At 67.4% G+C, this 22099-nt stretch carries 16 protein-coding genes and 1 tRNA gene; 7 read left to right on the top strand and 10 right to left on the bottom strand.

Features of this window, described 5'->3' with window-relative positions:
* Nucleotides 1–39 precede the first annotated feature (39 nt).
* Nucleotides 40–1041 carry a threonine aldolase family protein gene (locus tag VFQ64_RS14860; protein WP_325104129.1) on the top strand — a complete coding sequence of 334 codons (1002 nt, stop codon included), beginning with the start codon at nucleotides 40–42 and terminating at the stop codon, nucleotides 1039–1041.
* Nucleotides 1038–1961 carry a DMT family transporter gene (locus VFQ64_RS14855; protein WP_325104128.1) on the top strand — a complete coding sequence of 308 codons (924 nt, stop codon included), beginning with the start codon at nucleotides 1038–1040 and terminating at the stop codon, nucleotides 1959–1961. Before VFQ64_RS14860 ends, VFQ64_RS14855 begins: the two co-directional genes overlap by 4 nt.
* Here the strand turns inward: VFQ64_RS14855 and VFQ64_RS14850 are convergent.
* The 3 genes from VFQ64_RS14850 to VFQ64_RS14840 form a co-directional block, all read right to left on the bottom strand.
* Nucleotides 1871–2695 (bottom strand): NAD(P)-dependent oxidoreductase, encoded by an 825-nt coding sequence (locus VFQ64_RS14850; RefSeq protein WP_325104127.1) that lies wholly within the window; start codon nucleotides 2693–2695, stop codon nucleotides 1871–1873. The genes VFQ64_RS14855 and VFQ64_RS14850 overlap by 91 nt on opposite strands.
* Before the next feature lie 151 nt (nucleotides 2696–2846).
* Nucleotides 2847–4457: a M20/M25/M40 family metallo-hydrolase gene (locus VFQ64_RS14845; RefSeq protein WP_325104126.1), complete on the bottom strand. Its 1611-nt coding sequence runs from the start codon at nucleotides 4455–4457 to the stop codon at nucleotides 2847–2849.
* Nucleotides 4454–6154, bottom strand: coding sequence for a M28 family peptidase (locus tag VFQ64_RS14840; protein ID WP_325104125.1), 1701 nt, complete (start codon nucleotides 6152–6154; stop codon nucleotides 4454–4456). Before VFQ64_RS14840 ends, VFQ64_RS14845 begins: the two co-directional genes overlap by 4 nt.
* 218 nt (nucleotides 6155–6372) lie before the next feature.
* Between VFQ64_RS14840 and pepN the strand changes: the two genes are divergently transcribed.
* Nucleotides 6373–8955: an aminopeptidase N gene (pepN, locus tag VFQ64_RS14835; RefSeq protein WP_325104124.1), complete on the top strand. Its 2583-nt coding sequence runs from the start codon at nucleotides 6373–6375 to the stop codon at nucleotides 8953–8955.
* Between the two features lie 150 nt (nucleotides 8956–9105).
* On the opposite strand, the gene VFQ64_RS14830 is transcribed toward pepN, so the two are convergent.
* A complete protein-coding gene (locus VFQ64_RS14830; RefSeq protein ID WP_325104123.1) occupies nucleotides 9106–9453 on the bottom strand; it encodes a tRNA-binding protein in 348 nt (115 codons plus the stop codon).
* A complete protein-coding gene (locus VFQ64_RS14825; RefSeq protein ID WP_325104122.1) occupies nucleotides 9440–10111 on the bottom strand; it encodes a glutathione S-transferase family protein in 672 nt (223 codons plus the stop codon). The genes VFQ64_RS14830 and VFQ64_RS14825 overlap by 14 nt, the downstream gene beginning before the upstream one ends.
* Before the next feature lie 193 nt (nucleotides 10112–10304).
* Between VFQ64_RS14825 and VFQ64_RS14820 the strand changes: the two genes are divergently transcribed.
* Complete coding sequence (locus VFQ64_RS14820; RefSeq protein WP_325104121.1) at nucleotides 10305–10859, top strand: hypothetical protein; 555 nt, start codon at nucleotides 10305–10307, stop codon at nucleotides 10857–10859.
* Here VFQ64_RS14820 and VFQ64_RS14815 read toward each other — a convergent pair.
* The 5 genes from VFQ64_RS14815 to VFQ64_RS14795 all read right to left on the bottom strand — a co-directional run bounded on the left by VFQ64_RS14815 (nucleotide 10853) and on the right by VFQ64_RS14795 (nucleotide 19143).
* A complete protein-coding gene (locus VFQ64_RS14815; RefSeq protein WP_325104120.1) occupies nucleotides 10853–11269 on the bottom strand; it encodes a hypothetical protein in 417 nt (138 codons plus the stop codon). The genes VFQ64_RS14820 and VFQ64_RS14815 overlap by 7 nt on opposite strands.
* Nucleotides 11270–11343: 74 nt before the next feature.
* On the bottom strand, nucleotides 11344–15849 hold the full coding sequence (gene gltB, locus VFQ64_RS14810; RefSeq protein ID WP_325104119.1) for a glutamate synthase large subunit: 4506 nt from the start codon (nucleotides 15847–15849) through the stop codon (nucleotides 11344–11346).
* Complete coding sequence (locus tag VFQ64_RS14805; protein ID WP_325104118.1) at nucleotides 15846–17270, bottom strand: NAD(P)-dependent oxidoreductase; 1425 nt, start codon at nucleotides 17268–17270, stop codon at nucleotides 15846–15848. Before VFQ64_RS14805 ends, gltB begins: the two co-directional genes overlap by 4 nt.
* 122 nt (nucleotides 17271–17392) lie before the next feature.
* Nucleotides 17393–18193, bottom strand: coding sequence for an undecaprenyl-diphosphate phosphatase (locus VFQ64_RS14800; RefSeq protein ID WP_325104117.1), 801 nt, complete (start codon nucleotides 18191–18193; stop codon nucleotides 17393–17395).
* Nucleotides 18190–19143, bottom strand: a complete 954-nt coding sequence (locus VFQ64_RS14795) for a complex I NDUFA9 subunit family protein (RefSeq protein ID WP_325104116.1) — start codon at nucleotides 19141–19143, stop codon at nucleotides 18190–18192. Before VFQ64_RS14795 ends, VFQ64_RS14800 begins: the two co-directional genes overlap by 4 nt.
* A gap of 107 nt (nucleotides 19144–19250) precedes the next feature.
* On the opposite strand from VFQ64_RS14795, the gene VFQ64_RS14790 reads away from it, so the two are divergent.
* The 3 genes from VFQ64_RS14790 (at nucleotide 19251) to VFQ64_RS14780 (ending at nucleotide 22098) form a co-directional block, all read left to right on the top strand.
* A tRNA-Leu gene (locus tag VFQ64_RS14790) sits at nucleotides 19251–19337 on the top strand.
* Nucleotides 19338–19500: 163 nt separating this feature from the next.
* Nucleotides 19501–19893: an Arm DNA-binding domain-containing protein gene (locus VFQ64_RS14785; protein ID WP_325104115.1), complete on the top strand. Its 393-nt coding sequence runs from the start codon at nucleotides 19501–19503 to the stop codon at nucleotides 19891–19893.
* 186 nt (nucleotides 19894–20079) lie between these two features.
* A complete protein-coding gene (locus tag VFQ64_RS14780) occupies nucleotides 20080–22098 on the top strand; it encodes a serine hydrolase domain-containing protein (protein WP_325104114.1) in 2019 nt (672 codons plus the stop codon).
* The last annotated feature ends 1 nt before the right edge of the window (nucleotide 22099 follow it).

Genomic DNA, 22099 nt, shown 5'->3' with positions numbered 1-22099 from the left:
TCGTTGACCGCACGGCGGGCGTCCGTAAAGCCCGCGGCCATGCGCTTCTTCTCCGACAACGCCGCCGCGGTGCATCCGCGCGTGCTCGCCGCGCTGGGCGAGGCCAACACGCTCGACACCGCCTATGACGGCGACCGCTGGTCCAAGGCGCTGGACGGGCAGTTGGGCGCGCTGTTCGAGACGGCGGTGCGCGTGTTGTGGGTGCCGACCGGCACCGCTGCCAACTGCCTGGCGCTGGGCGCACTGTGCCCGCCCTGGGGCGGGGTGATCTGTCACCGCGACGCCCACATCCAGAATGACGAGGCGGGCGCGCCGGAGTTCTACACGCATGGCGCAAAGCTGATGCCGGGGGAGGGCGCGGGCGCCAAGCTGACGCCGGACGCCATCGCGGCGGTGGCCGACGCGGTGGTCAACGACATCCATCGGGTCCAGCCGCACGCGGTCTCGATCACCAACGCCACCGAATATGGCCTGGTGTACCGCCCGGACGAGGTCGCCGCGATCGGCGAGCTGTGCCGCGCGCGCGGGCTGGGCCTGCATATGGACGGCGCGCGTTTTGCCAATGCGGTGGCGTTCACCGGCGCGTCGCCTGCGGAGCTGACGTGGCGGGCGGGCGTGGATGCGCTGTCGTTCGGGTTCGTCAAGAATGGCGGCATGAGCGCGGAGGCGCTGGTGTTCTTTCGGCCCGAGCTCGCTGCCGAAACGCTGCGCCGCCGCAAGCGGGCAGGCCTGCTGCTGAGCAAGGGCCGCTATCTCGCCGCGCAGATCCTGGCGATGGTCAAGGATGACCTTTGGCTCGGATGCGGGCGGGCCGCGAACGCACGGGCGGCGACGTTGGCGCAAGCCGGGGCCAGCCGTCTGATCCATTCGGTGGAGGCGAACGAGGTGTTCCTGCACGCGACGACCGAGGAGGCGGCGGCGCTGCGGGCACAAGGCTTCGACTTCTACGACTGGGCGCCGGGCGAGATCAGGCTGGTGACGGCGTGGGACAGCGACGAGGAGGCGGTGGCGCGACTCGCCAGGGCCATCGGGGCGTTGTGAACACGCCGGAGGCCCCGCGCCCCAACTCCACGCGTCTGACGATCCTGCTGCCGTTCGCGGTCGTGACGCTGATCTGGGGCTCGACCTGGCTGGTCATCCGCGACCAGCTGGGTGTCGTGCCTCCTGGATGGTCGGTGACCTATCGCTTCATCATCGCGGCGCTGGCGATGGGTGCATTCGCGCTGTTCAAGCGTGAGAGCTTCCGATTGGACCGGACAGGGTGGGCGTTCGCGGGCGCGATCGGGCTGTTTCAGTTCTGCGGTAACTTCAACCTGGTCTATCGGGCGGAGGCGTTCATCACCTCCGGGCTGGTCGCGGTGCTCTTTGCGTGCCTGCTGATCCCCAATGCGCTGCTCGCGCGCGTCTTCCTCGGCCAGCGGCTCGGCCGGCAGTTGTTGGTCGGCTCCGCCATCGCCTTGGGCGGCATCGCGCTGCTGCTGCTCCACGAGGCACGCTCCAGCACCGGCGGGCCGCAGGCGTTGTTCGCCGGCATCGCCTTTACCGTGGCGGGCATCCTCTCCGCCTCGACTGCCAATGTGCTGCAGGCGACGGAGACGGCGAAGCGCTATCCGATGTACGCGACGCTCGCGATCGCGATGGCGCTGGGCGCGCTGATCGACGCCGCCTTCGCCTGGGTGCTCCACGGCCCGCCGGTGATCGAAACACGCATGGGGTACTGGCTAGGTGTCGCCTACCTCGCGATCTTCGCCAGCGCGCTCGCCTTCCCGCTCTACTATCAGGTGCTGCGCGTGATCGGTCCGGCCAAGGTGGCCTATTCGGGCGTGATCGTGCCGGTGATCGCGATGGCGCTGTCGACGCTGTTCGAGGGCTATCGCTGGACGCCGCTCGCCGTCGGTGGCGCGGTGCTGGCGGCAATCGGGCTGGTGGTGGCGCTGACCGCGCGCAGGCCCGCGCGGTAATCCGGATAGCAGGGCGACCAGCCGAGCACGCGGTGGGCCTTCTGCGCTGAGACCCGGCGGTTCTCGAGATGAAAGCTCCGCGCCATCGGTGACAGCCGCTCGAGCGCGACGATCGGCGGGGGTGGGACGTCGAGCAGGTCGGACGCGAATTCTATCACGCTATCGTGCGAGGCGGGCAGGCCATCGGCGAGGTTATAGGCACCGGCGGGCGCCTCGAACCCCGCGACCACGCCGGCGGCCAGATCCTCGACATGAATGCGGCTGAACACGCCATCACCGCCGACCCGGTGGGCCTCGCCCGTGCGGACCCGGTCGAGCGCGGAGCGGGCCGGTCCGTAGATGCCGGGCAGCCGGAACACGCGCGCGTTGAGCGCCAGCCAGGCGAGGTCCGCCGCCGCGCGTGCGGGCCGCCGCCCGCCGACGCTTGCGGTCTCGTCCACCCAGGCGCCGCCGGTGTCGCCATAAACCCCGGTCGAGGAGAGATAGCCGAGCCACTTGCCGCTAAGGCGGTCACCATAGGTGGTGAGGACGGGCTCGGCCTCGGCTTGGGGCGGGACCGAGGACAGGACATGCGTGGCGGCGGCCAGCGCGGGCAGGACCGCGTCGGCATCGTCGAAGCGGAGCGTGGCACTGCGGCCGTCACGCGTCGTGGCGGTGACGATCGCGCCTTGCTCGGCGGCCAGCGCCGCGATCCGCTTGGCCGAGTAGCCGAGGCCGAAGATCAGGAGGCGCATCTTCGATCCTCCCCATTCACGGGGAGGGGGGCCGCTCGCCCACTTGGGCGAGTGGTGTAGGGGCCTGGCCGCGAGCGGATTGCTTGTGGAGAGGCCCCTCCGTCAGCCGCCAGGGCGGCTGTCACCTCCCCATTACAGGGGAGAATCGGCATCACCGCGCCATCGGACCACGAAACGCCGTTCCGAAATAATCGCCCCGCACCCACCTCGGCCGGTCGGTCGCGTTCGCCAGTGCCCGCGCGATGGCGTAGTTGACCCGCACGAAGCCGCGGGTCGCGGTCCAGTCGATCGGCAGGCCGATCTCATCGGACGGGCGATGATAATGATTCTTGAGGAACCGCTCCCACGCCGCCTTGCCCGGGCCACCATAGCCGGTCACCAGAAATACCGACGGCACCCCCTGGCGCACCCAGCTGTAATGATCGGAGCGCGTGAAGATCGCCTCCTCCGGCGACGGGTCGGGGGCGAGCCTGTAGCCCTCCGCCCGCGCCGCTGCCGCCGCGACCGGGCCGATCGTCGAGCGGTCGGCGCCATAGGCGGTGAGGTCGGTGAACTTGTAGGTCAACAGCGGCATGTCGAGGTTGACGTTCGCCACCACCGTCCGCGCCGAGGCGAGCGGGTTGCTGGCGAGATAGTCGGAGCCGATCAGCCCCTTCTCTTCCGCCGTCACCGCCGCGAACAGCAGCGAGCGTTTCGGCCGCTCGCCCGACTTCTGGAAGGCGCGCGCGACCTCCAGCATCGACGCGATGCCGATCGCGTTGTCCATCGCGCCGTTGTTGATGCCGTCCCCTTCGACCGGCCGGGTCACGCCGACATGGTCGAGATGTCCCGACAGCACGATGTGCTCTGCGTCGAACCTGGCATCGCTGCCGGGCAGGCGGCCAACGACATTGGCGCTCCTGATCCGCTCGACGGTGTAGCGTTGCGACGTTGCGATGCTCGCGGCGAGCGGCCCGGTCGGCACCGCGCGACCGGCCGTGTCGGCAGCGAGGACGTCGGCCCAGCGGATGCGCGAGCCCGCGAACAGCTTGGCGGCACCGGCATAGCCGATCACACCCAGCCCCGGTGCGCCCTCGTCGCGCGGGCGCCCGTCCGCGCCGACCCAGGTCACCGCGCGCGCGTCCCAATCCTCCGCCTGTCGCGAGAAGGGCAGGCGCGCATGGATCTGCGACGATTCGATCATCAGCACGCCCGTCGCGCCGCGCGCGCGGGCCAGCTTGGCGCGGTCTACGCGGTTGCCGAGATGCGCGGCGACCTCGCTGTTGCCGCCCTTGGGCCCCGACTGGAACATCGCGACGATCTTGCCGCGCACGTCCAGCCCGCGATAATCGTCGCGGCCGGTCGATGGATCGACGACGCCATAGCCGGCGAACACCACCGGCCCCGCCACGTCCAGTCGCTCGACGCCGGTGGTACGGCGCAGCGTCCAGTCGGTGTTGAACACCAGCGCCGTCGTGCGGCCGGCGACGGTCATCGTCATGGTTGGCTGTCCGGTGGGGCGTGAGACCATCATCGGCACCTGCTGGAACCAGCTGCCGTTGGGGCCGGCCGGTTCCAACCCGGCCTTCATCATCTCCGCCGCGACGTACTCGGCGGCGATGTCATAGTCGGGCGTCCCGGCCTCACGTCCCCGGAGCGCGTCGGAGGCGAGGAACGCGACATGCGCCTTCAACGCCGCTTCCTCTGGCGGCAGCGGGTCGGCGGCCAGGCCGGGGGTAGCGGCGAGCACCGAAGCGGCGGCGAGCTTGAAGAAGGCGTTCATCGTGCCATCGGTCCCTTGTACAGCGTGCCGAAATAGTCGCCCTTGTTCCACACCGGCCGGGCGGGGCCGTCGGCGATCTCGCGGGCGATGCGATAGTTGACGTCGACGAAGCGCACGCCCTGATCCCACAGGATCGGCTGTTGCGCGAGCTCGTCGCAGGGACGGTGGTAACATTTGCCCATGAAGTCGGCGACCGCCTTGGCCCCAGCGCCCTTCTGGCCCGGCCACAGGAATACCGACGGCACGCCCTTCTGCACGAAGCGGAAATGGTCGGAGCGAACGAAGATGCCCTCACGCGGCATCGGATCGGGCGACAGACCGACGCCAGCCGATTCCACCGCGCGCCGGACGATCGGACCCAGCGTCGAGCGCTCCGCGCCGAACACGACCATGTCCTCGAACCGATAGGTCAGGATCGGCATGTCCAGATTGACGTTGGCGACGATGCGTTCGAGCGGCACGGTCGGGTGGTTGGCAAAATAGTCGGAGCCGACCAGGCCCTTCTCCTCGGCCGTCACCGCCAGGAACATGATCGTGCGGCGGGGCGCTTGCCCCGAGGCTGTGAAGCGTTTCGCCTCCTCGATCAGGCTGGCGATGCCGATCGCATTGTCGAGCGCGCCGTTGTTGATCTTGTCCTCGCCGCGCGTCGATACGCCGATATGGTCAAGGTGCGCCGACAGGATCACGACCTCGCGCCCGACCTTGGGATCGCTGCCGGGGATGATGCCGACGACGTTGCTGCTCGCTGCCTTCTCGAAGCTGGTCCGCGTCTCCACCGTCAGTACGCCGGCGGGCCTGAGCGTCGGATAGCGCGCCTTGTCGCCGAGCGCCGCGGCGGCGGTGACCTTCGCCCAGTCGGCGCCGAACAGCTTCGCGGCGCCCGTTGCGGACAGCGTGCCCAGCGTCGGCGCGCCGGGTGCCTCGACCTTGGCGGTGCCGTCGGGATTGGCCCAGCCGATCCGCGCCGGTCCGCGCGCCGGGACGGGCGCAGCGGGCTGCACCGCCGGCTGCGGCCCCCGGGTCGCGCCGGGCGTCGCCGTCGGGGCGGCGGCCGGGCGGACCGGGGTCGTGCGGGTGGAGACGGTAATCATCCCCACTGCGCCATGCGCCTGCGCGTTCTTGCCTTTGGTGCCGCCGCTCGCGAAAAAGGCATACTCCTCGCCGCCGAACCCTGCTGGCGCGCCGTTCACCACCGCGACGATCTTGCCGCGCACGTCGACGTTCCTGTAGTCGTCATGGCCGTATTGCGGCGCGGTGACGCCGTGGCCGACGAACACGACGGGCGCGCTGACCCGGGTCACCGCCTTGGCGCCATTGGCACTGGCGGTGAAATCGTCGCCCGCCAGCAGCGGCTGCGCCGTGCCGCCACGCGGCGTCCAGGCAAAGCTACCCGGCCCGTCGAGCCGATAGGCGGCGAACGGCACCTGTTGCAGATAACCGCCCGCATCGCCGCCCGGCTTCAGCCCGGCGGCATAGAATTGCGCGGCGACATATTGCGCTGCGATGTCATATTCCGGGCTTCCCGCTTCGCGCCCGCGCATCGCGTCGGACGCAAGGAACAGGACATGCGCCTTCATCGCCGCCTGATCGGCAGGCAGCGGCTTCGTCAGCGCGGCGTTGACCGCCTCGGGCGTGTCCTGCGCGGTCGCTGCGCCGGTGAGCAGGGCCAGCATCAGCGCGGCGGAAAAACGAAGCATCCTCGGTCCTTATCGTGTTTGTAAGATCGGTAGCATGGGCGAGTAGTTCTGCAATCCTCCCCTGCTCGGGAAGGTGGCGCGCGAAGCGCGTGACGGAGGGGTGTCCCCTCTCGACAGCGGGACACCCCTCCACCACCGACGCAAGCGTCGGCGGCCTCCCTCCGCTTGCAGGGGAGGATTTAGGTGCAACCATCCTTGCCCGTAGCTATTCGGGCCGCATGGACATGCAGCAGAGCCTCGCGACACCCGCCGTCATTCGCCGCGAGGACTATACGCCACCCGCCTGGCTCGTTCCCGAAGTGGCGCTCGACTTCCGGCTCGATCCGGCGCGCACGCGAGTGAAGGCGACGCTCCACGTCACCCGCAGCGCCGTTGACGCACCGCTGCGCCTCGAGGGCGACGGCCTGACGCCGCTTTCGGTCAGCGTCGACGGGGTCGCGATCAACGACTGGCGGATGGAGGGCGACCAGCTGGTCATCCCGCTGTCCGGCGACGCCCACACCGTCGAGACCGAGGTCGAGATCGCGCCCGAAGCTAACACGCAGCTGATGGGGCTCTATGCCTCGGGCGGAAATCTCTGCACGCAATGCGAGGCGGAAGGGTTCCGCCGCATCACCTTCTTCCCCGATCGCCCCGACGTGCTCAGCCGCTACCGCGTGCGGATGAGCGCCGACAAGGCGCGCTTTCCCGTGCTGCTGGCGAACGGCGATCCGATCGCGCAGGGCAACAATGACGACGGCACCCACTGGGCGGAGTGGCACGATCCGTTCCCTAAGCCCTCCTATCTGTTCGCGCTGGTCGCCGGCGACCTTGCCTGTAACTGCAGCGAGTTCACCACGGTGTCCGGCCGCACCGTTCAGCTCGGCATCTGGGTGCGCGAGCCCGATCTGCCCAAAACCACGCACGCCCTCGACGCGCTCAAGCTGGCGATGGCGTGGGACGAGCGGATCTATGGCCGCGAGTACGACCTCGACGTCTTCAACATCGTCGCGGTGGATGATTTCAACTTCGGCGCGATGGAGAACAAGGGGCTGAACATCTTCAACAGCCGCTATATCCTCGCCGATCCAGACACCGCGACCGACTATGATTACGACAGCATCGCGACCGTGGTCGCGCACGAATATTTCCATAATTGGTCGGGCAATCGCGTCACCTGCCGCGACTGGTTCCAGCTGTCGCTGAAGGAGGGCTTCACCGTCTTTCGCGACCAGGGCTTCTCCGCCGATCAGGGCAGCGCCGCGGTCAAGCGCATCGAGGACGTCCGGGGCTTGCGCGCCTCGCAGTTTCCGGAGGACTCGGGCCCGCTCGCGCATCCCGTGCGACCGGACGAATATCAGGAGATCAGCAACTTCTACACCGCGACCATCTACAACAAGGGCGCGGAGCTGATCCGGATGATGGCGACGATCCTGGGGCCGCAGCGGTTCCGCGCCGCGACCGACCTGTATTTCGACCGCAATGACGGGACGGCGGCGACCTGCGAGGACTTCGTGGCCTGCATGGAGGCCGCGGGCGGAGTTGACCTATCCCAGTTCCGGCTATGGTACAGCCAGGCGGGCACGCCGCGCGTCGCGGCCAGCCTTTCTCACGACAACGGCCGGGCGACGCTGCGCTTGGCCCAGCACATGGCGCCGACACCGGGTCAGCCGACCAAGCAGCCGATGGTACTGCCGTTGCGCATCAAGCTGTTCGGCGGGGAGACCGGGCGGCCGCTCGCCGCCGAGCAGCTCGTCATGCTCGACGAGGCTAACGAGACGATCGTGTTCGACGGCATCGGCGAGCGGCCGGTGCTGTCGATCAATCGCGGCTTCTCCGCGCCGGTGATCGTCGAGAGCGATCGCTCCGCGGCCGATCTCGCCTTCCTGTCCGCGCATGACGACGATCCCTTGGCCCGATACGAGGCGACGCAGCAGCTGATGCTCGACACGCTGGTGGCCGCCACCATTGGGGGCCGCGCCGACCACGAGGCGGTCGTTAAGGCCGTGTCCGCGACACTGGCCGACCCCGATCTCGACCCCGCCTTCATCGCCGAGGCGGTGCTGCTGCCCGCCGAAAGCTTCATCGGCGACCAGCTGGCGGTTGTCGATCCCGAGGCGATCCACCGTGCGCGTGAAGGTCTGCGCCGCGAGCTCGGCCGCCGCCTGGATGGGCAGTGGCGTGAGGCCTATGATGGCCGGCGCGAGCCCTTCGCCTACACGCCGGCGGCCAAGGGGCTGCGGCGGCTGCGTAACGTCGCGCTCGGCTACATCGCGGCAAGCGAGGCAGGGGACGCCGACAAGCTCGCCTTCACGCAGTTCGGCGCGGCGGACAACATGACCGACCGGCAGGCTGCGCTGACGGCGCTGGCGAACGGCGACGGCACCGAGCGCGTCGCGGCGCTGGACATCTTCTACAACCGCTACGCCGACAACGCGCTGGTGCTCGACAAGTGGTTCCAGACGCAGGCACTGTCCGCGCGCGACGATACCGCGGCGACGGTGGCGGAGCTGCTGCGGCACCCGGATTTCACGCTCGCCAACCCGAACCGCGCGCGTGCGCTGATCGGCGCGTTCGGGGTCAACCAGCGCGCGTTCAACGCCGCCGACGGTTCGGGCTACCGGCTGCTCGCCGACCAGTTGATCGCGCTCGACCGCATCAACCCGCAGACCGCCGCCAAGCTACTGCCGCCGCTCGCGCGCTGGAAGCGCTACGACGGCACACGCGCGGCGCTGATGCGCGCCGAGCTGGAGCGGATCATCGGCGTGGCGGGGCTGAGCAAGGATCTGTTCGAACAGGCGTCGAAGAGCTTGGAGGGGTAGAAACAGGCTGGCCCAGTGCGAAAACAAGAGGGGTTTGGCTACCAACCTGCGTTCGCCCTGAGCGAAGTCGAAGGGTGTGTGTTGCCAGTGTGCTTCGACTACGCTCAGCACGAACGGAGACTTTAGCTAAATCAACCAAGCCAGTCGGGCTCAGAACAGTCGGCCGCCGTTCGGCACGGGCAGGTCGGGGTGGACCAGCACGACGTGGCCAGCGGCGTCCGGAAAGCCCAGGCACAGCACCTCCGACATCATCGGTCCGATCTGCCGGGCGGGGAAGTTGACCACCGCCGCGACCTGACGCCCGACCAGCACCTCGGGCGTATAGTGCTGCGTCACCTGCGCCGACGACCGCTTGCGCCCGATCGCTCCACCGAAGTCGATCACCAGCTTGATCGCCGGCTTGCGCGCCTCGGGGAAGGGCTCGGCTGCGACCACCGTGCCGACGCGGATGTCGACACGGTGGAAGTCGTCGATGCCGATCGGCTCAGAAATCGACATTGTCGTAATGGCTCGGCGGCGACACCAGCTCCATGCGTTCGCTCAATAGCGGCCGGAAGCTCGGCCGGCTCTTCAGCCCGCGATACCAGCGCGCGGTCTGCTCGTGGCCCTTCCAGTCGATGCCACCGAGATAATCGGTGACCGAGATCTGCGCGGCCGCCGCCAAATCGGCCAGGCTCATCGTCGCACCCCCCAGCCACTGGCGGTGGTCGAGCAGATAGTCGGTATAGTCGAGGTGCTTGATCGCGGCCTTCATCGCCTCGCGCAGCATCCGGGCGTCTGGGGATTGCTTCAGCGCCACGCGCTTTTCCATGCGTTCGTAGAGCAGCGGTCCGGTCACCTCGCGGAAGAACTGCGTGTCGAACCAGGTCACCAGCCGCCGCACCTCGGCGCGGTTGACGGCGGTGCCGTTGATCATCGCCGCCTTGTCGACCGTCTCCTCCAGATATTCGCAGATCGCCATCGAATCGATCAGCAGGATGTTGCGGCCGGCATCGACCATCACCGGCGTCTGCCCGGCCGGATTCATGTCCAGGAATTCGTCGCGCCGGGCCCAGGGCGATTCGCGCACCAGCTCATAGCCGATGCCCTTCTCGCCGAGCAGCAGGCGCACCTTGCGGCTGAACGGGCACAGGGGAAATTGGAACAGCTGCCACATGGTGCAAGCTGTTAGGCGAGCCGGAAGTCTGCGCAACGGCAATTTGTCACCACTTCCCGTTTGTTCGAATCCTGAAGGACTTTACCCCGTTCGCACCTGGCGAAGTCGAAGCCTGTCCTGAGCGCCTGCCTTGCAGGCAGACGAAGGGGGCATGTGCTTCGACTTCGCCCAGCACGAACGATAGGAAGGCCCGGTGCAGGCCGTCCTTTTCCTCCTCCTCGCGGCCGCACTCGCCAGCATCGCGCGGCGCTGGTCCTGGGCCGCGCCGCTTGCGATCCTCGCCGCCGCCTGGGCGGGGACGACGCTGCCCGATCTCGACCTGTCGCTGGAGCTAGGCCATCGCAGCGGCCTGACGCACAGCGTCCTGCCCGCGGCCGTGGTGTGCTGGCGGCGGCGCTGGTGGGCGGTGGCGGCGGGGCTCGCGCTTGGCATTGGGCTGCGTTTGTCGGCAGACCTGTTCCCCAATGCGATGCGTGGCTTCGCGACGGTCAAGCTACCGGGTGAGGGGTCGATCGGGGCGGAGGCGTCCTACCTCTGGTTCGCGGTCAATGCCGCGCTGGCGCTGACCGTCGGCGCATGGCTGGCCTGCGCGGTGACGCCGCCGAAGGTCGCAGGCGCCGTGCTGGGAGCGACGGCGCTGAAGGGGGTGCTGTATCTCTACCGCACCGATGGCGGCTGGTGGGCGTTGTTGCTGTTCGCCGGTGCCGCCGGATTCGCCGCAAGGCTCGCGCGGCGTTCAGCTCAGTAGCGTTCCGTGTCGCCTAGCGCGCCGAGCAGCGGCGCAAGTGCTGCCTCCAGCCGGTCGGCGGTCCGCTTGATCTCCCGCGCCTGCGCCGCTGCGCCGCCGGCGACGACCGCCGCGGTGCCCATCGCGCGCTTGGTGTCGCGGTACAGCCGCTCCTCGAAACGCGGATCGTCGCGTCGCGCAAGATCGCGCAGCGTGTCATCGGGCCGAACGCTCGGATCGAGCGCCGCCGCCCCGCCGACACGGGTGTCGAGCACGATCCCGACCAGCTGCGTCAGCGCGCGCGCGGCGGCCTCCTGCATCAGCGGATTGCCGAGCGCCGCAGCCGCCTGTTCCGGCGTCGGACGCGCCGGCTCGCGCGCCACTGCGGGCGCGGCGACGATCAGGGCAATGAGGGCAAGAGCGATACGCATCGCAGTCTCCGGCACGAACGGACTCGAAAAGCGCCGCCCATATAACAGCTTAGGGCCCGATTTCCAAGATTGACCTATTCCGCCGCGACGAGCTCCAGCGTGTCGTCGAGCGGCTGTGACAGCCGGCCCAGCATCTCCTTGGGCACCACCTGCCAGAAGCGGCCGACCGCGCGGTCCCAATCCTCGAGCAGCGCGCGCGACCATTTGCTGTCGGTGGCGCTCGCATGCTCCGCCACCAGGTCGCGCAACATACCCTCCCAATGCACCGACGCGAGCCGCTGCAGGACGATGCTCTCGGGGTTGATGCGGCGGGCGAAGCTGTCGTCAGCGTCGTAGACGAAGGCCATGCCGCCGGTCATCCCGGCGCCGAAATTCTGCCCGACGGTGCCCAGCACCACCGCGACCCCGCCAGTCATGTATTCGCAACCATTGGCGCCACAGCCCTCGACGACGACGGTCGCGCCCGAGTTCCTGACGGCGAACCGCTCGCCCGCCTGACCCGCCGCAAGCAGCTTGCCCGAGGTGGCGCCGTACAGCACGGTGTTACCGACGATCGTGTTGTCCTGGCTCGCCAGCGGGCTCGACACCGCCGGCCGCACAACGATGATACCACCCGACAGTCCTTTGCCGACATAGTCGTTGGCATCGCCGAATACCTCCAGGCGTACGCCCTTGACCAGGAACGCGCCGAGTGACTGACCCGCCGAGCCGCGCAGCCGCACCGTGACATGACCGTCGGCAAGCTTGTCCTGCCCGAACTTGGCAACGATCTCGCTCGACAGCCGCGTTCCCACGGCGCGATGGACGTTGCGCACCGAATAGGTCAGCTGCATCTTCTCACGGCGCGTGAAGACGTTGGCCGCATCCTTGATCATCTGCGCATCAAGGCTGTCAGGCACCGCGTTGCGGAAGGTCGCGAGCGAGAAGCGTCGCTCTGCGTCGCTCGCGTCGACTTTGGCCAGGATTGGATTGAGGTCGAGGTCGTCGAGATGCTCCGCGCCGCGGCTGACCTGGCGCAGCAGCTCGGTCCGCCCGATCACCTCGTCGAGGCTGCGTACCCCCAGCTTGGCCAGGATATCGCGCACCTCCTCGGCGATGAAGGTCATCAGGTTGATGACCTTTTCCGGCGTGCCCGTGAACTTCGCGCGCAGCTTCGCATCCTGCGTACAGACGCCGACGGGGCAAGTGTTGGAATGGCATTGCCGGACCATGATGCAGCCCATCGCGACCAGGCTCAGCGTCCCGATCCCGAATTCCTCCGCGCCCAGGATCGCAGCGATCACGACGTCACGTCCCGTCTTCAGCCCGCCGTCGGCGCGCAGCCGGATGCGGCCGCGCAGGCCGTTCAGGGTGAGCGTCTGGTTGACCTCGGAAAGCCCCATTTCCCAGGGCGTGCCGGCATATTTGATGCTGGTCTGCGGAGATGCCGCAGTCCCACCGACATGGCCCGACACGAGGATCACGTCGGCATGCGCCTTGGCGACACCCGCCGCGACCGTGCCGATCCCGGCCGAGCTGACCAGCTTGACGCAGACGCGCGCGCGCGGGTTGATCTGCTTCAGATCGTAGATGAGCTGCGCCAGATCCTCGATCGAGTAGATGTCGTGGTGCGGCGGCGGCGAGATCAGCGTCACGCCCGGGGTCGCATGGCGCAGCTTGGCGATATATTCGGTCACCTTGAAGCCGGGCAGCTGTCCGCCCTCGCCGGGTTTGGCACCCTGCGCGACCTTGATCTCGATCTCCTCGCAGGCATTCAGATACTCGGCGGTGACGCCGAAACGGCCACTGGCGATCTGCTTGATGGTCGAATTGGCATTGTCGCCGTTGTCGCGCGGACGGAAGCGGTCGCGATCCTCGCCTCCCTCGCCCGATACGGCCTTGGCACCGATCCGGTTCATCGCGATGGCGAGCGTCTCGTGTGCTTCCGGCCCCAGCGCGCCCAGCGACATGCCAGGCGTAACGAAGCGCTTGCGGATCTCCGTGATCGCCTCGACCTGATCGGGCTGTACCCCTTCATCCGGGAAGTTGAACTGGAGCAGGTCGCGAAGATAGATCGGCGGCAGATCGGCGACGCCTCGGCTGAACTGCAGATATTGCGTATAGCTGTCGGTCGCGACCGCGGTCTGCAGCAGGTGCATTAGCTGCGCCGAATAGGCATGCGCCTCGCCGCCATGGCGCTGGCGATAGAAGCCGCCGATCGGCAGCGTCGCCACCGCGTTGTCAAAGGCGGCCTCGTGCCGCTCGAAGGCGTTGAGATGGAGCGACGCATAGCCCTCGCCCGAAATCTTGGCGGGCATGCCGGGGAACAAGTCATTGACCAGCGCGCGGCTGAGCCCGACCGCCTCGAAATTATAACCGCCGCGATACGAAGAGATCACCGCGATCCCCATCTTGGACAGGATCTTGAGCAGCCCGTCCTCGATCGCGGTGCGATGCCGCGCCAGGCATTGCTGGAGCGTCAGACCGCCGAACAGCCCACGGGCGTGGCGATCGGCGATCGCGGCCTCGGTCAGATAGGCGTTCACCGTAGTGGCGCCGACCCCGATCAGCACGGCGTAATAGTGCGTGTCGAGACATTCCGCGGTGCGGATGTTGATCGAGGCGTAGGAGCGCAGGCCCCGGCGCACGAGGTGCGTATGCACCGCCGCCGCCGCGAGTACGCCGGCGATGGCGACGCTCCCCTCGGACACGTTCTCGTCGGTCAGGAACAGCTCGCTCTTGCCCTGACGGACCGCCTGCTCGGCCTCGTCGCGGATGCGCGCGATCGCGGCACGCAGCGTCTCGGGCCCGCCCCCCGCTTCGAACGTACAGTCGATCGTCGCGGCCGTGCGGCGGAAATGGGTGGCGAGCCGATCCCAGTCGGCGCCCGTCAACACCGGCGAATCGAGCACCAGCACCCGCTCGCGCCGTTCCTCCGTATCGAGGATGTTGGCGAGATTGCCGAACCTGGTCTTGAGCGACATCACATGCCGCTCGCGCAGACTGTCGATCGGCGGGTTGGTCACCTGGCTGAAATTCTGGCGGAAGAACTGGCTGATCAACCGCGGCTTGTCGGAAATGACGGCGAGCGGCGTGTCGTCGCCCATCGAGCCGATCGCCTCCTTGCCGCCCTCCACCATCGGCGCAAGGATCAGCTCCATGTCCTCCAGCGTCTGCCCCGCTGCGACCTGACGGCGCGCGAGCTCCGCGCGGGGATAGCTGACAACGGTATCGCTGGCGGGGAGGTCGGCCAGCGTCAGGAACTCGCCGATACGGGCACCGTAATCAGCTTCGGCAGCGATCCGGTCCTTGACCGCGCGGTCCTCAAGCACGACGCCCTCGTCGAGGTCGACGGCGATCATCTGCCCCGGTCCCAGCCGGCCCTTTGCCACGATCGTGCTCTCGGGCACGACCACCATGCCGCTTTCGGAGCCGACGATCAGCAATCCATCCGACGTTCGTGTGTAGCGCAGCGGACGCAGCGCGTTGCGGTCCATCCCCGCCACAGCCCAGCGCCCGTCGGTCATCGCCAGCGCTGCCGGCCCGTCCCATGGCTCCATCACGGAGGCGAGATAGCGGTACATCGCCGCATGGCTCTCAGGCGTGTCGCCATTCTCGACCAGTGATTCGGGAACGAGCATCAGCTTGGCGGTGGGCGCGTCGCGGCCGGAGCGGCAGATCGCCTCGAACACCGCATCCAGCGCCGCGGTGTCGCTGGCGCCCGCCGGGATGACCGGCTTGATGTCCTCCGAATGCTCGCCGAATGCGATCGATGCCATCCGGATCTCGTGGCTGAGCATCCAGTTCTTGTTGCCGCGGATCGTGTTGATCTCGCCATTGTGGGCGAGGCAGCGGAACGGCTGCGCCAGCCACCATTGCGGGAAGGTGTTGGTCGAATAACGCTGATGAAAAATCGCGACGCGGCTGGTGAAACGCTGATCGGTCAGGTCAGGGTAGAAGACCGAGAGGCTCTCCGCCAGGAACAGCCCCTTGTAGACGATCGAGCGGCACGACAGCGAGCAGATGTAGAAACCCTGGATCTGCGCCGCGATCACCCGCTTTTCGATGCGGCGGCGGACCAGGTACAGCGTCTTCTCGAACTCGCCCGCGTCCTGCTCCTCGGGCGAAGGGCCGGCGATCATGATCTGCTCGATCTCGGGCCGGGTCAGCTGCGCCTTTGCTCCGATCACGCCGACATCGACCGGCACCTGCCGCCAGCCATAGATGGTGTAGCCGGCGTCGATGATCGCGCTCTCGACGATCGTCCGGCACGCCTCCTGCGCGCCGAGATCGGTGCGCGGCAGGAAGATCATGCCGACCGCCAACCGGTTCGGACGGACCTTGTGCCCGGACGCGGCGATCGCGTCGTCGAAAAAGCGCACCGGCAGGTCCAGGTGCAGCCCCGCGCCGTCGCCGGTCTTGCCGTCGGCGTCGACAGCGCCGCGGTGCCACACCGCTTTCAACGCATCGATCGCCGACTGCACGACCCGGCGCGACGGCTTGCCGTCGGTCGCGGCGATCAGACCGACGCCGCATGCGTCGGATTCGAACTCGGGCCGGTACATGCCCTCGGCGGCAAGGCGTTCGCGCTGGTCGATCATGCCGCCACCTTCGTGTTCGCCGCGCGCGCCTTCAGCCACTTATGCATGTTGGCCGACACGTCGCGGCCGTCGCGCACCGCCCACACCACCAGGCTGGCGCCGCGGACGATGTCGCCGGCCGCGAACACGCCATCGAGGCTGGTCATCAGCGTCTTGCCGTCGGCCAATACCGTACCCCAGCGGGTGACGCCCAACTCCGGCGCACCGAACAGCGTCGGCAGGTCCTCGGCATCGAAGCCCAGCGCCTTGATGACCATGTCCGCGCGCACGGTGGCGTCGCCGCCGGGCTCCGGCTCGGGGGCGCGGCGGCCGCTGGCGTCGGGGACGCCCAGCCGCATCCGGCGCAGGCTCACCTCGCCCTCGCAGACCTCGACGGGGGCGGAGAGCCAGACGAAATCGACGCCCTCTTCCTCCGCGTTGGTCACCTCACGCTGGCTGCCGGGCATGTTGGCGCGGTCGCGCCGATACAGGCACTTCACGCTCGCGGCGCCCTGCCGGACGGCGGTCCGGACGCAATCCATCGCGGTGTCGCCGCCGCCGATCACGACGACATGCTTGCCCTCGGCCGACAGCGAGCCGTCGTCGAACGCGGGAACGGCGTCGCCGAAGCTCTTGCGGTTGGAGGCGGTGAGATAGTCGAGCGCGGCGACCGCGCGCTCGGCGCCGGGCACATCAACGTGGCGCGCCTTGTACACGCCCGTCGCGATCAGCACCGCGTCGTGGCGTTGGCGCAGTTCATCGAGCGTCGCATCCTCGCCGACCGCGAAGCCGTGGTGGAAGACGATGCCGCCGTCGCGCAGCCGCTCGACGCGACGCATCACTACCGGCTTCTCCAGCTTGAAGCCCGGAATGCCATAGGTCAGCAGCCCGCCCGCGCGGTCATGCCGATCATAGACATGCACCGCGTAACCGTGGTTGCGCAGATACTCCGCTGCGGTCAGCCCGGCCGGCCCTGCGCCGATGATGCCGACCGACTGCCCGCGCGCCGGTCCGACTGCGACCGGTTCGACCCAGCCTTCCTCCCACGCCTTGTCGGTGATGAACTTCTCGACCGAGCCGATCGTCACCGCGCCGTGGCCGGAGAACTCGATCACGCAATTGCCCTCGCACAGCCGGTCCTGCGGGCAGATGCGACCGCAAATCTCCGGCATGGTCGAGGTCGCGTTGCTGAGCTCGTATGCCTCGCGCAGCCGCCCCTCCGCCGTCAGCCGCAGCCAGTCGGGAATGTGCTGATGGAGCGGACAATGCACGGTGCAGTACGGCACGCCGCATTGCGAGCAGCGACCGGACTGTTCGGCCGCATCGGGCGCCGCATAGCGCGCCGCGATCTCCGCGAAGTCGTCGGCACGATCGCCGGGCGCGCGCTTGGCCGGATAGGCCTGCTCGCGAAGGACGAACTGTAGCATAGGTTCGATGGCCATGCAGCTTCATACCGGCAGGCCGACAAAGCTACTAGTCAGCATCACTTACCTAATCTAGTAGCCATTCGTCCTATAGAAGAGCCTTGCCCCAAAGCGTTAGCAGAAATGGGTCCGGTATGAGACTATCGAAGGTTCAGCACTGCTAGGGCAGTTGTGCCCGCAACGATTCGGTACCACGCAAAGGGCGCAAAGCCATGTCGGGTCACCACGGCCATGAAGCCCTTCACGACAATCAATGCCACTATAAACGATATAACTGCACCAATGCCGATCAGCTGCAGGTCGGCGAGCGTGATCGCGTCCCGATGCTTAACCAGCTGCAGCACCGTCGCCCCCGACAGCGTCGGCAGCGCGAGGAAAAAGGAAAAGTCCGCCGCTGTCCGCCGGTCGATGCCCAGCGCCATGGCCCCCATGATCGTCGCGCCCGAGCGGCTGACGCCCGGCACCATCGCAAGGCACTGCACCAATCCGATCTTGACCGACTGCGACACGGTCACGCCCGAAATGCCGAGTACATTCTCAGTCCTGGCGAAGCGCTCCACCACCAGGATCGCGACACCGCCGACGATCAATGCCCAGGCGACCACCGTGGCACTCTCCAGCATTGCCTCGATCTGGTCGTCGAACAGCAACCCCAGCACCACCGCCGGGATGAACGCCAGCAACAGGTTGCGCACAAAGGCGACCGAGCCGGGATCCCAGCGCAGCAGCCCTTTACCCACCGCCAGAAAGGTGCGCCAGTACAGCACCACGATGGCCATGATCGCACCCGGCTGGATTGCGATGTTGAACACCGCCCAGCGTTGCGGGTCATAACCCAGCAACTCGGTCGCCAGCACCAGATGCCCGGTCGAGGACACCGGCAGGAACTCGGTCACGCCTTCGACGATGCCTAGCAGGATAGCGGTCAGGACGTCGTTCACGCGGAAGCGTCTTGCGTCGTCGCGGCGCGGCGCGCGAAGCGGCCCTGGCGGCGATAGCGCACCAGCCAGGCGGGAGCGACCGAGGCCATCGGCGTGGGCTCGATTCCGAACGCCTCCAACCCCGCTGCGCCCGCTGCCACGACGTTGTCCCGCTGCAGCATCAGCCACTGGTCGCGCGTGATCGGTGCACCCGGCAGGAACCCCGCCGACGCGATCAGCGAGCCTGCAAAATCGGGCAGTTCGACGAAGCTCGGTGTACGGTTGGTCTCCGCCGCTAGCCAGCGCAGGAGCTCTGCCATGGTCGGCGTGTCCGGCCCGCCGAGCTCGAATACTTGGCCCCCGAAGCGATCCGGCTGCGTCGCTGCCAGCGCGATCGCCTCCGCCACATCGCCGACGAATACCGGCTGAAAACGTACACCCGGGCGGAGCACCGGCACCACGGGCGTCTTGGTCATCATCGCGGCGAAGCGGTTGAGGAACTGATCCTCCTGCCCGAACACGGTCGAGGGCCGCAGGATCGTCGCGTTGGGGAACGCGGCGCGCACCGCGTCCTCGCCCGCGCCCTTGCTTTGCGCGTAGCGCGCGGCGCCGGCGGCATCTGCGCCGATCGCGGAAACATGGACCAGTGCTGCGACGCCAGCTGCAGCGGCGGCCTCCGCGATCGCGCGCGCGCCGTCGACATGGACGGCGTTCATGTCGCGGCCGAACGTGCCGACCAGATTGACCACGCTGTCGGCGCCCTCGACGGCGGCCGCCACCGTGTCGGGCCGGGTAATGTCGGCGGCGACGAACTGTTTCTGCCCGAGGCCGCCCAGCAGCTTGAGGTGAAAGGCGCGGCGGGGATCGCGTTCGGCGAACCGCACGCGCGCGCCGCTCCGCATCAGCGCCTGCGCGGCATAGCGGCCGATAAAGCCACTCCCGCCGAACAGCGTTACCAGCCTGTCGCGCATGTTTTCGTCCTTGTCGTACTGGGCGCTCCTGCCTTCCCCTGCATCGGTTGACAAGGCGCGAGCCCCTCCCGTAGAGGCGCCAGCCTACCCGAGCTTTCAGCTCCCGTGCCCAGATGGCGGAATTGGTAGACGCACCAGCTTCAGGTGCTGGCGATCGCAAGGTCGTGGAGGTTCGAGTCCTCTTCTGGGCACCATTTACCTGTTCGCGGATGGCCGCCAACAGTTGAAAAAACCACGGAAATCTGCCACAAAACAGCTCGACATGGTCGCTGCTGTTCGCTGCCGTTCGCCCGAATTCGGGGGCTTTCTGGGGCTAAGGTGGGGGCCATTGGAAATGGCTCTTCTGGAGTGGCCCCCATGCCCCTGACTGACCTGGCGATCCGTACGGCTAAAGCTGGTCCCAAGCCGCGGAAAATGAGCGATGATCGTGGGCTCTTTCTCCTGGTACAGCCCTCTGGCGGGAAACTGTGGCCGCTGAAATACCGAATGGCGGGCAAGGAGAAGAAGCTTTCGCTCGGCAGATATCCCGACGTCGCGCTGAAGGATGCGCGGGAGCGAAGCGCAGCAGCACGCAAGCTTATCGCGGATGGGGTCGACCCGTCAGAAAAAAAGCGGCTGGACCGGCTCAACGCGGAATTGCAGGTGGCGACCACGTTCAAGGCAGTAGCCGACGAGTACATCATCAAGACGGAGCGGGAGGGAGCAGCTTCGGGAAGGACCCAAACCCGGCCATTCACGCTGGCATTGTGACTTCCTCAGTTCAGACGCTCGTTCATCTCGCCAGCACCAACCTCGCGGTGACGCGAATGCTACCGTTCGCCTACGCACATCGTGCAAGCACCGCGAGACCTCCCCGAAGCATATGATCGGCAGCAGACGCGCCCATTGCCTAACATGCGGACGCCACCTACAATGCTGTCTCCAATCGGGGGGTTGATGATGCGTTATGATCGGGCTTTCGGTGCTCTGCTGCTTGCAGGAGCGGCTTCGCTCAGTTTCGCGCAGACTCCGGCAAGACCAGGCACTCCGAACTCTCCGGCGTCAACTCCGCCAGCCACTGCCGATCGTCCTGAGAAGACGCCATCGGGGGCGACCTTTACGGCCCCAGGCGGCTGGACCATCAACTCCAAGCCCAAGCTCGTGGAGCTGGTCGCACCTGAGGGCGACTTCGGGGCCGCGCTGATCGATGTCGGCTCTGCTGCGAACGCCACGGCCGCCACCGCCGCCGCTTGGCAAGCTTGGAGGCCGGCACAGACTCGGCCGCCTAAGCTCGTAACCGCACGTCCCCCGCGCAATGGCTGGGAAGAGCGCCAGGTCATCGATTACGAAGTCTCTCCCAACGAGAAGCGCGCCCTGTTCGCCGTTGCCTTTCGGAAGGGCAACGCGTGGACGGTCGCGCTTGCCGATGGGTCGGAGGCAACCGCGGAGAAGAGGCTGGCGGCGATTGGCCTTGTACAACAGAGCCTGCGTCCCGGCGGCTACGCGCGCGAGACCTTCGCCGGACGCACTGCTCACCCGATGGACGCGGCTCGCACCGCCGCGCTGCGCCAATTTATGGAGCAGTCGATGCAGGAGCTGGGTATTCCCGGCGCTGCCTTCGCGCTCACAACGCGCGAGAAGACGATCTATTCGACAGGCCTGGGAGTGCGGCTGCTCGGAGATCCCACCCGGGTCGACAGCGACAGCGAGTTCGCCATCGCCTCGAACACCAAGGGCATGGCGACATTGCTTCTCGCCAAACTGGTCGATGAGGGCAAGCTCGCCTGGGAGCAGCCGGTGACTCAGGTCTATCCGTCATTCAAGCTCGGCAGCGAGCAGGTGACGAAGGGGGTTCTCGTCCGGCATCTCGTGTGCGCCTGCACCGGCCTGCCCCGCAAGGATATGCAGGTGTTGTTGAACTCGGACCCTAACGCTTCGGCGTCCGACACGTTCTCGCAGCTCGCCGCCACCGCGCCCACCAGCGGGTTCGGCGAGGTGTTTCAGTACAACAACCTGATGGCCTCGGCGGCTGGCTACGTCGGCGGGCATCTTGCCTTCCCCGGCATGGATCTTGACCGTGGCTTCGCCCGCGCGATGGACGAGAAAGTGTGGGGTCCGCTGGGAATGACCCGGACCACGCTAGATTTCGCGAAGGCCACCCGCGGTAATTGGGCGCGGCCGCATGCGGACGCCATCAGCGGCGAACCCGAGCCGATCCTGGGCGCGGGGATGAAGCTCAACTATGCGTTCACGCGTTACGGCGCTGCCGGCGGAGCATGGTCCACGGCAAATGACCTGATCAAATATGTTCGCTTCGAGCTCAACGAGGGCAAGCTGGACGACGGTCGGCAATATGTCTCGTCCAGGAACCTGCTGCAGCGGCGCGCGGCAAACGTGCCGGTCGGCGAGGACCGCGTGTACGGCATGGGTATGCAGGTCGACCGGGACTATGGCGTCGACGTCGTGCACCATGGCGGCAGCCTTGGCGGTTACAAGAGTAACGTCTTCATCATCCCGTCGGCCAATCTTGGGGCGGTGATCCTAACGAATTCGGACAACGGACAAGCGTTGCTGCGGCCCTTCATGCGTAGAGTGCTGGAGCTGGTATACGACGGGAAGCCGGAAGCGGCGGGCGACGTGTCGGCATCCGCCAAGCGGCTCCGCGCCGAAATCGCGAAAGAGCGCGAGCGTGTCTCCGTCACGCCCGATGCTAAGGCCGTAGCGGCATTGGCTCCGGCTTATGTCAATGCCAATCTCGGCCGAGTGACGGTTACCCGAAAGGGTGATGGCGTCACGTTCGACTTCCGCACGATGGGCTCGCCGATGGGGACCCGGCGAAACGACGATGGTACGACGAGCTTCGTGGCACTGGACCCGACTCTTCTGTTCTTTCCCTTGGTCGTCGGCAGCAAGGACGGCAAGCGCACGTTGATCGCGCGGGATAGTCAACATGAGTATGTGTTCGTCGAGAGCTGAC

It is taken from the genome of Sphingomonas sp. (assembly GCF_035714405.1).
Classification (GTDB): Bacteria; Pseudomonadota; Alphaproteobacteria; order Sphingomonadales; family Sphingomonadaceae; genus Sphingomonas.
This window is presented reverse-complemented; position numbering and strand designations above follow the sequence as displayed.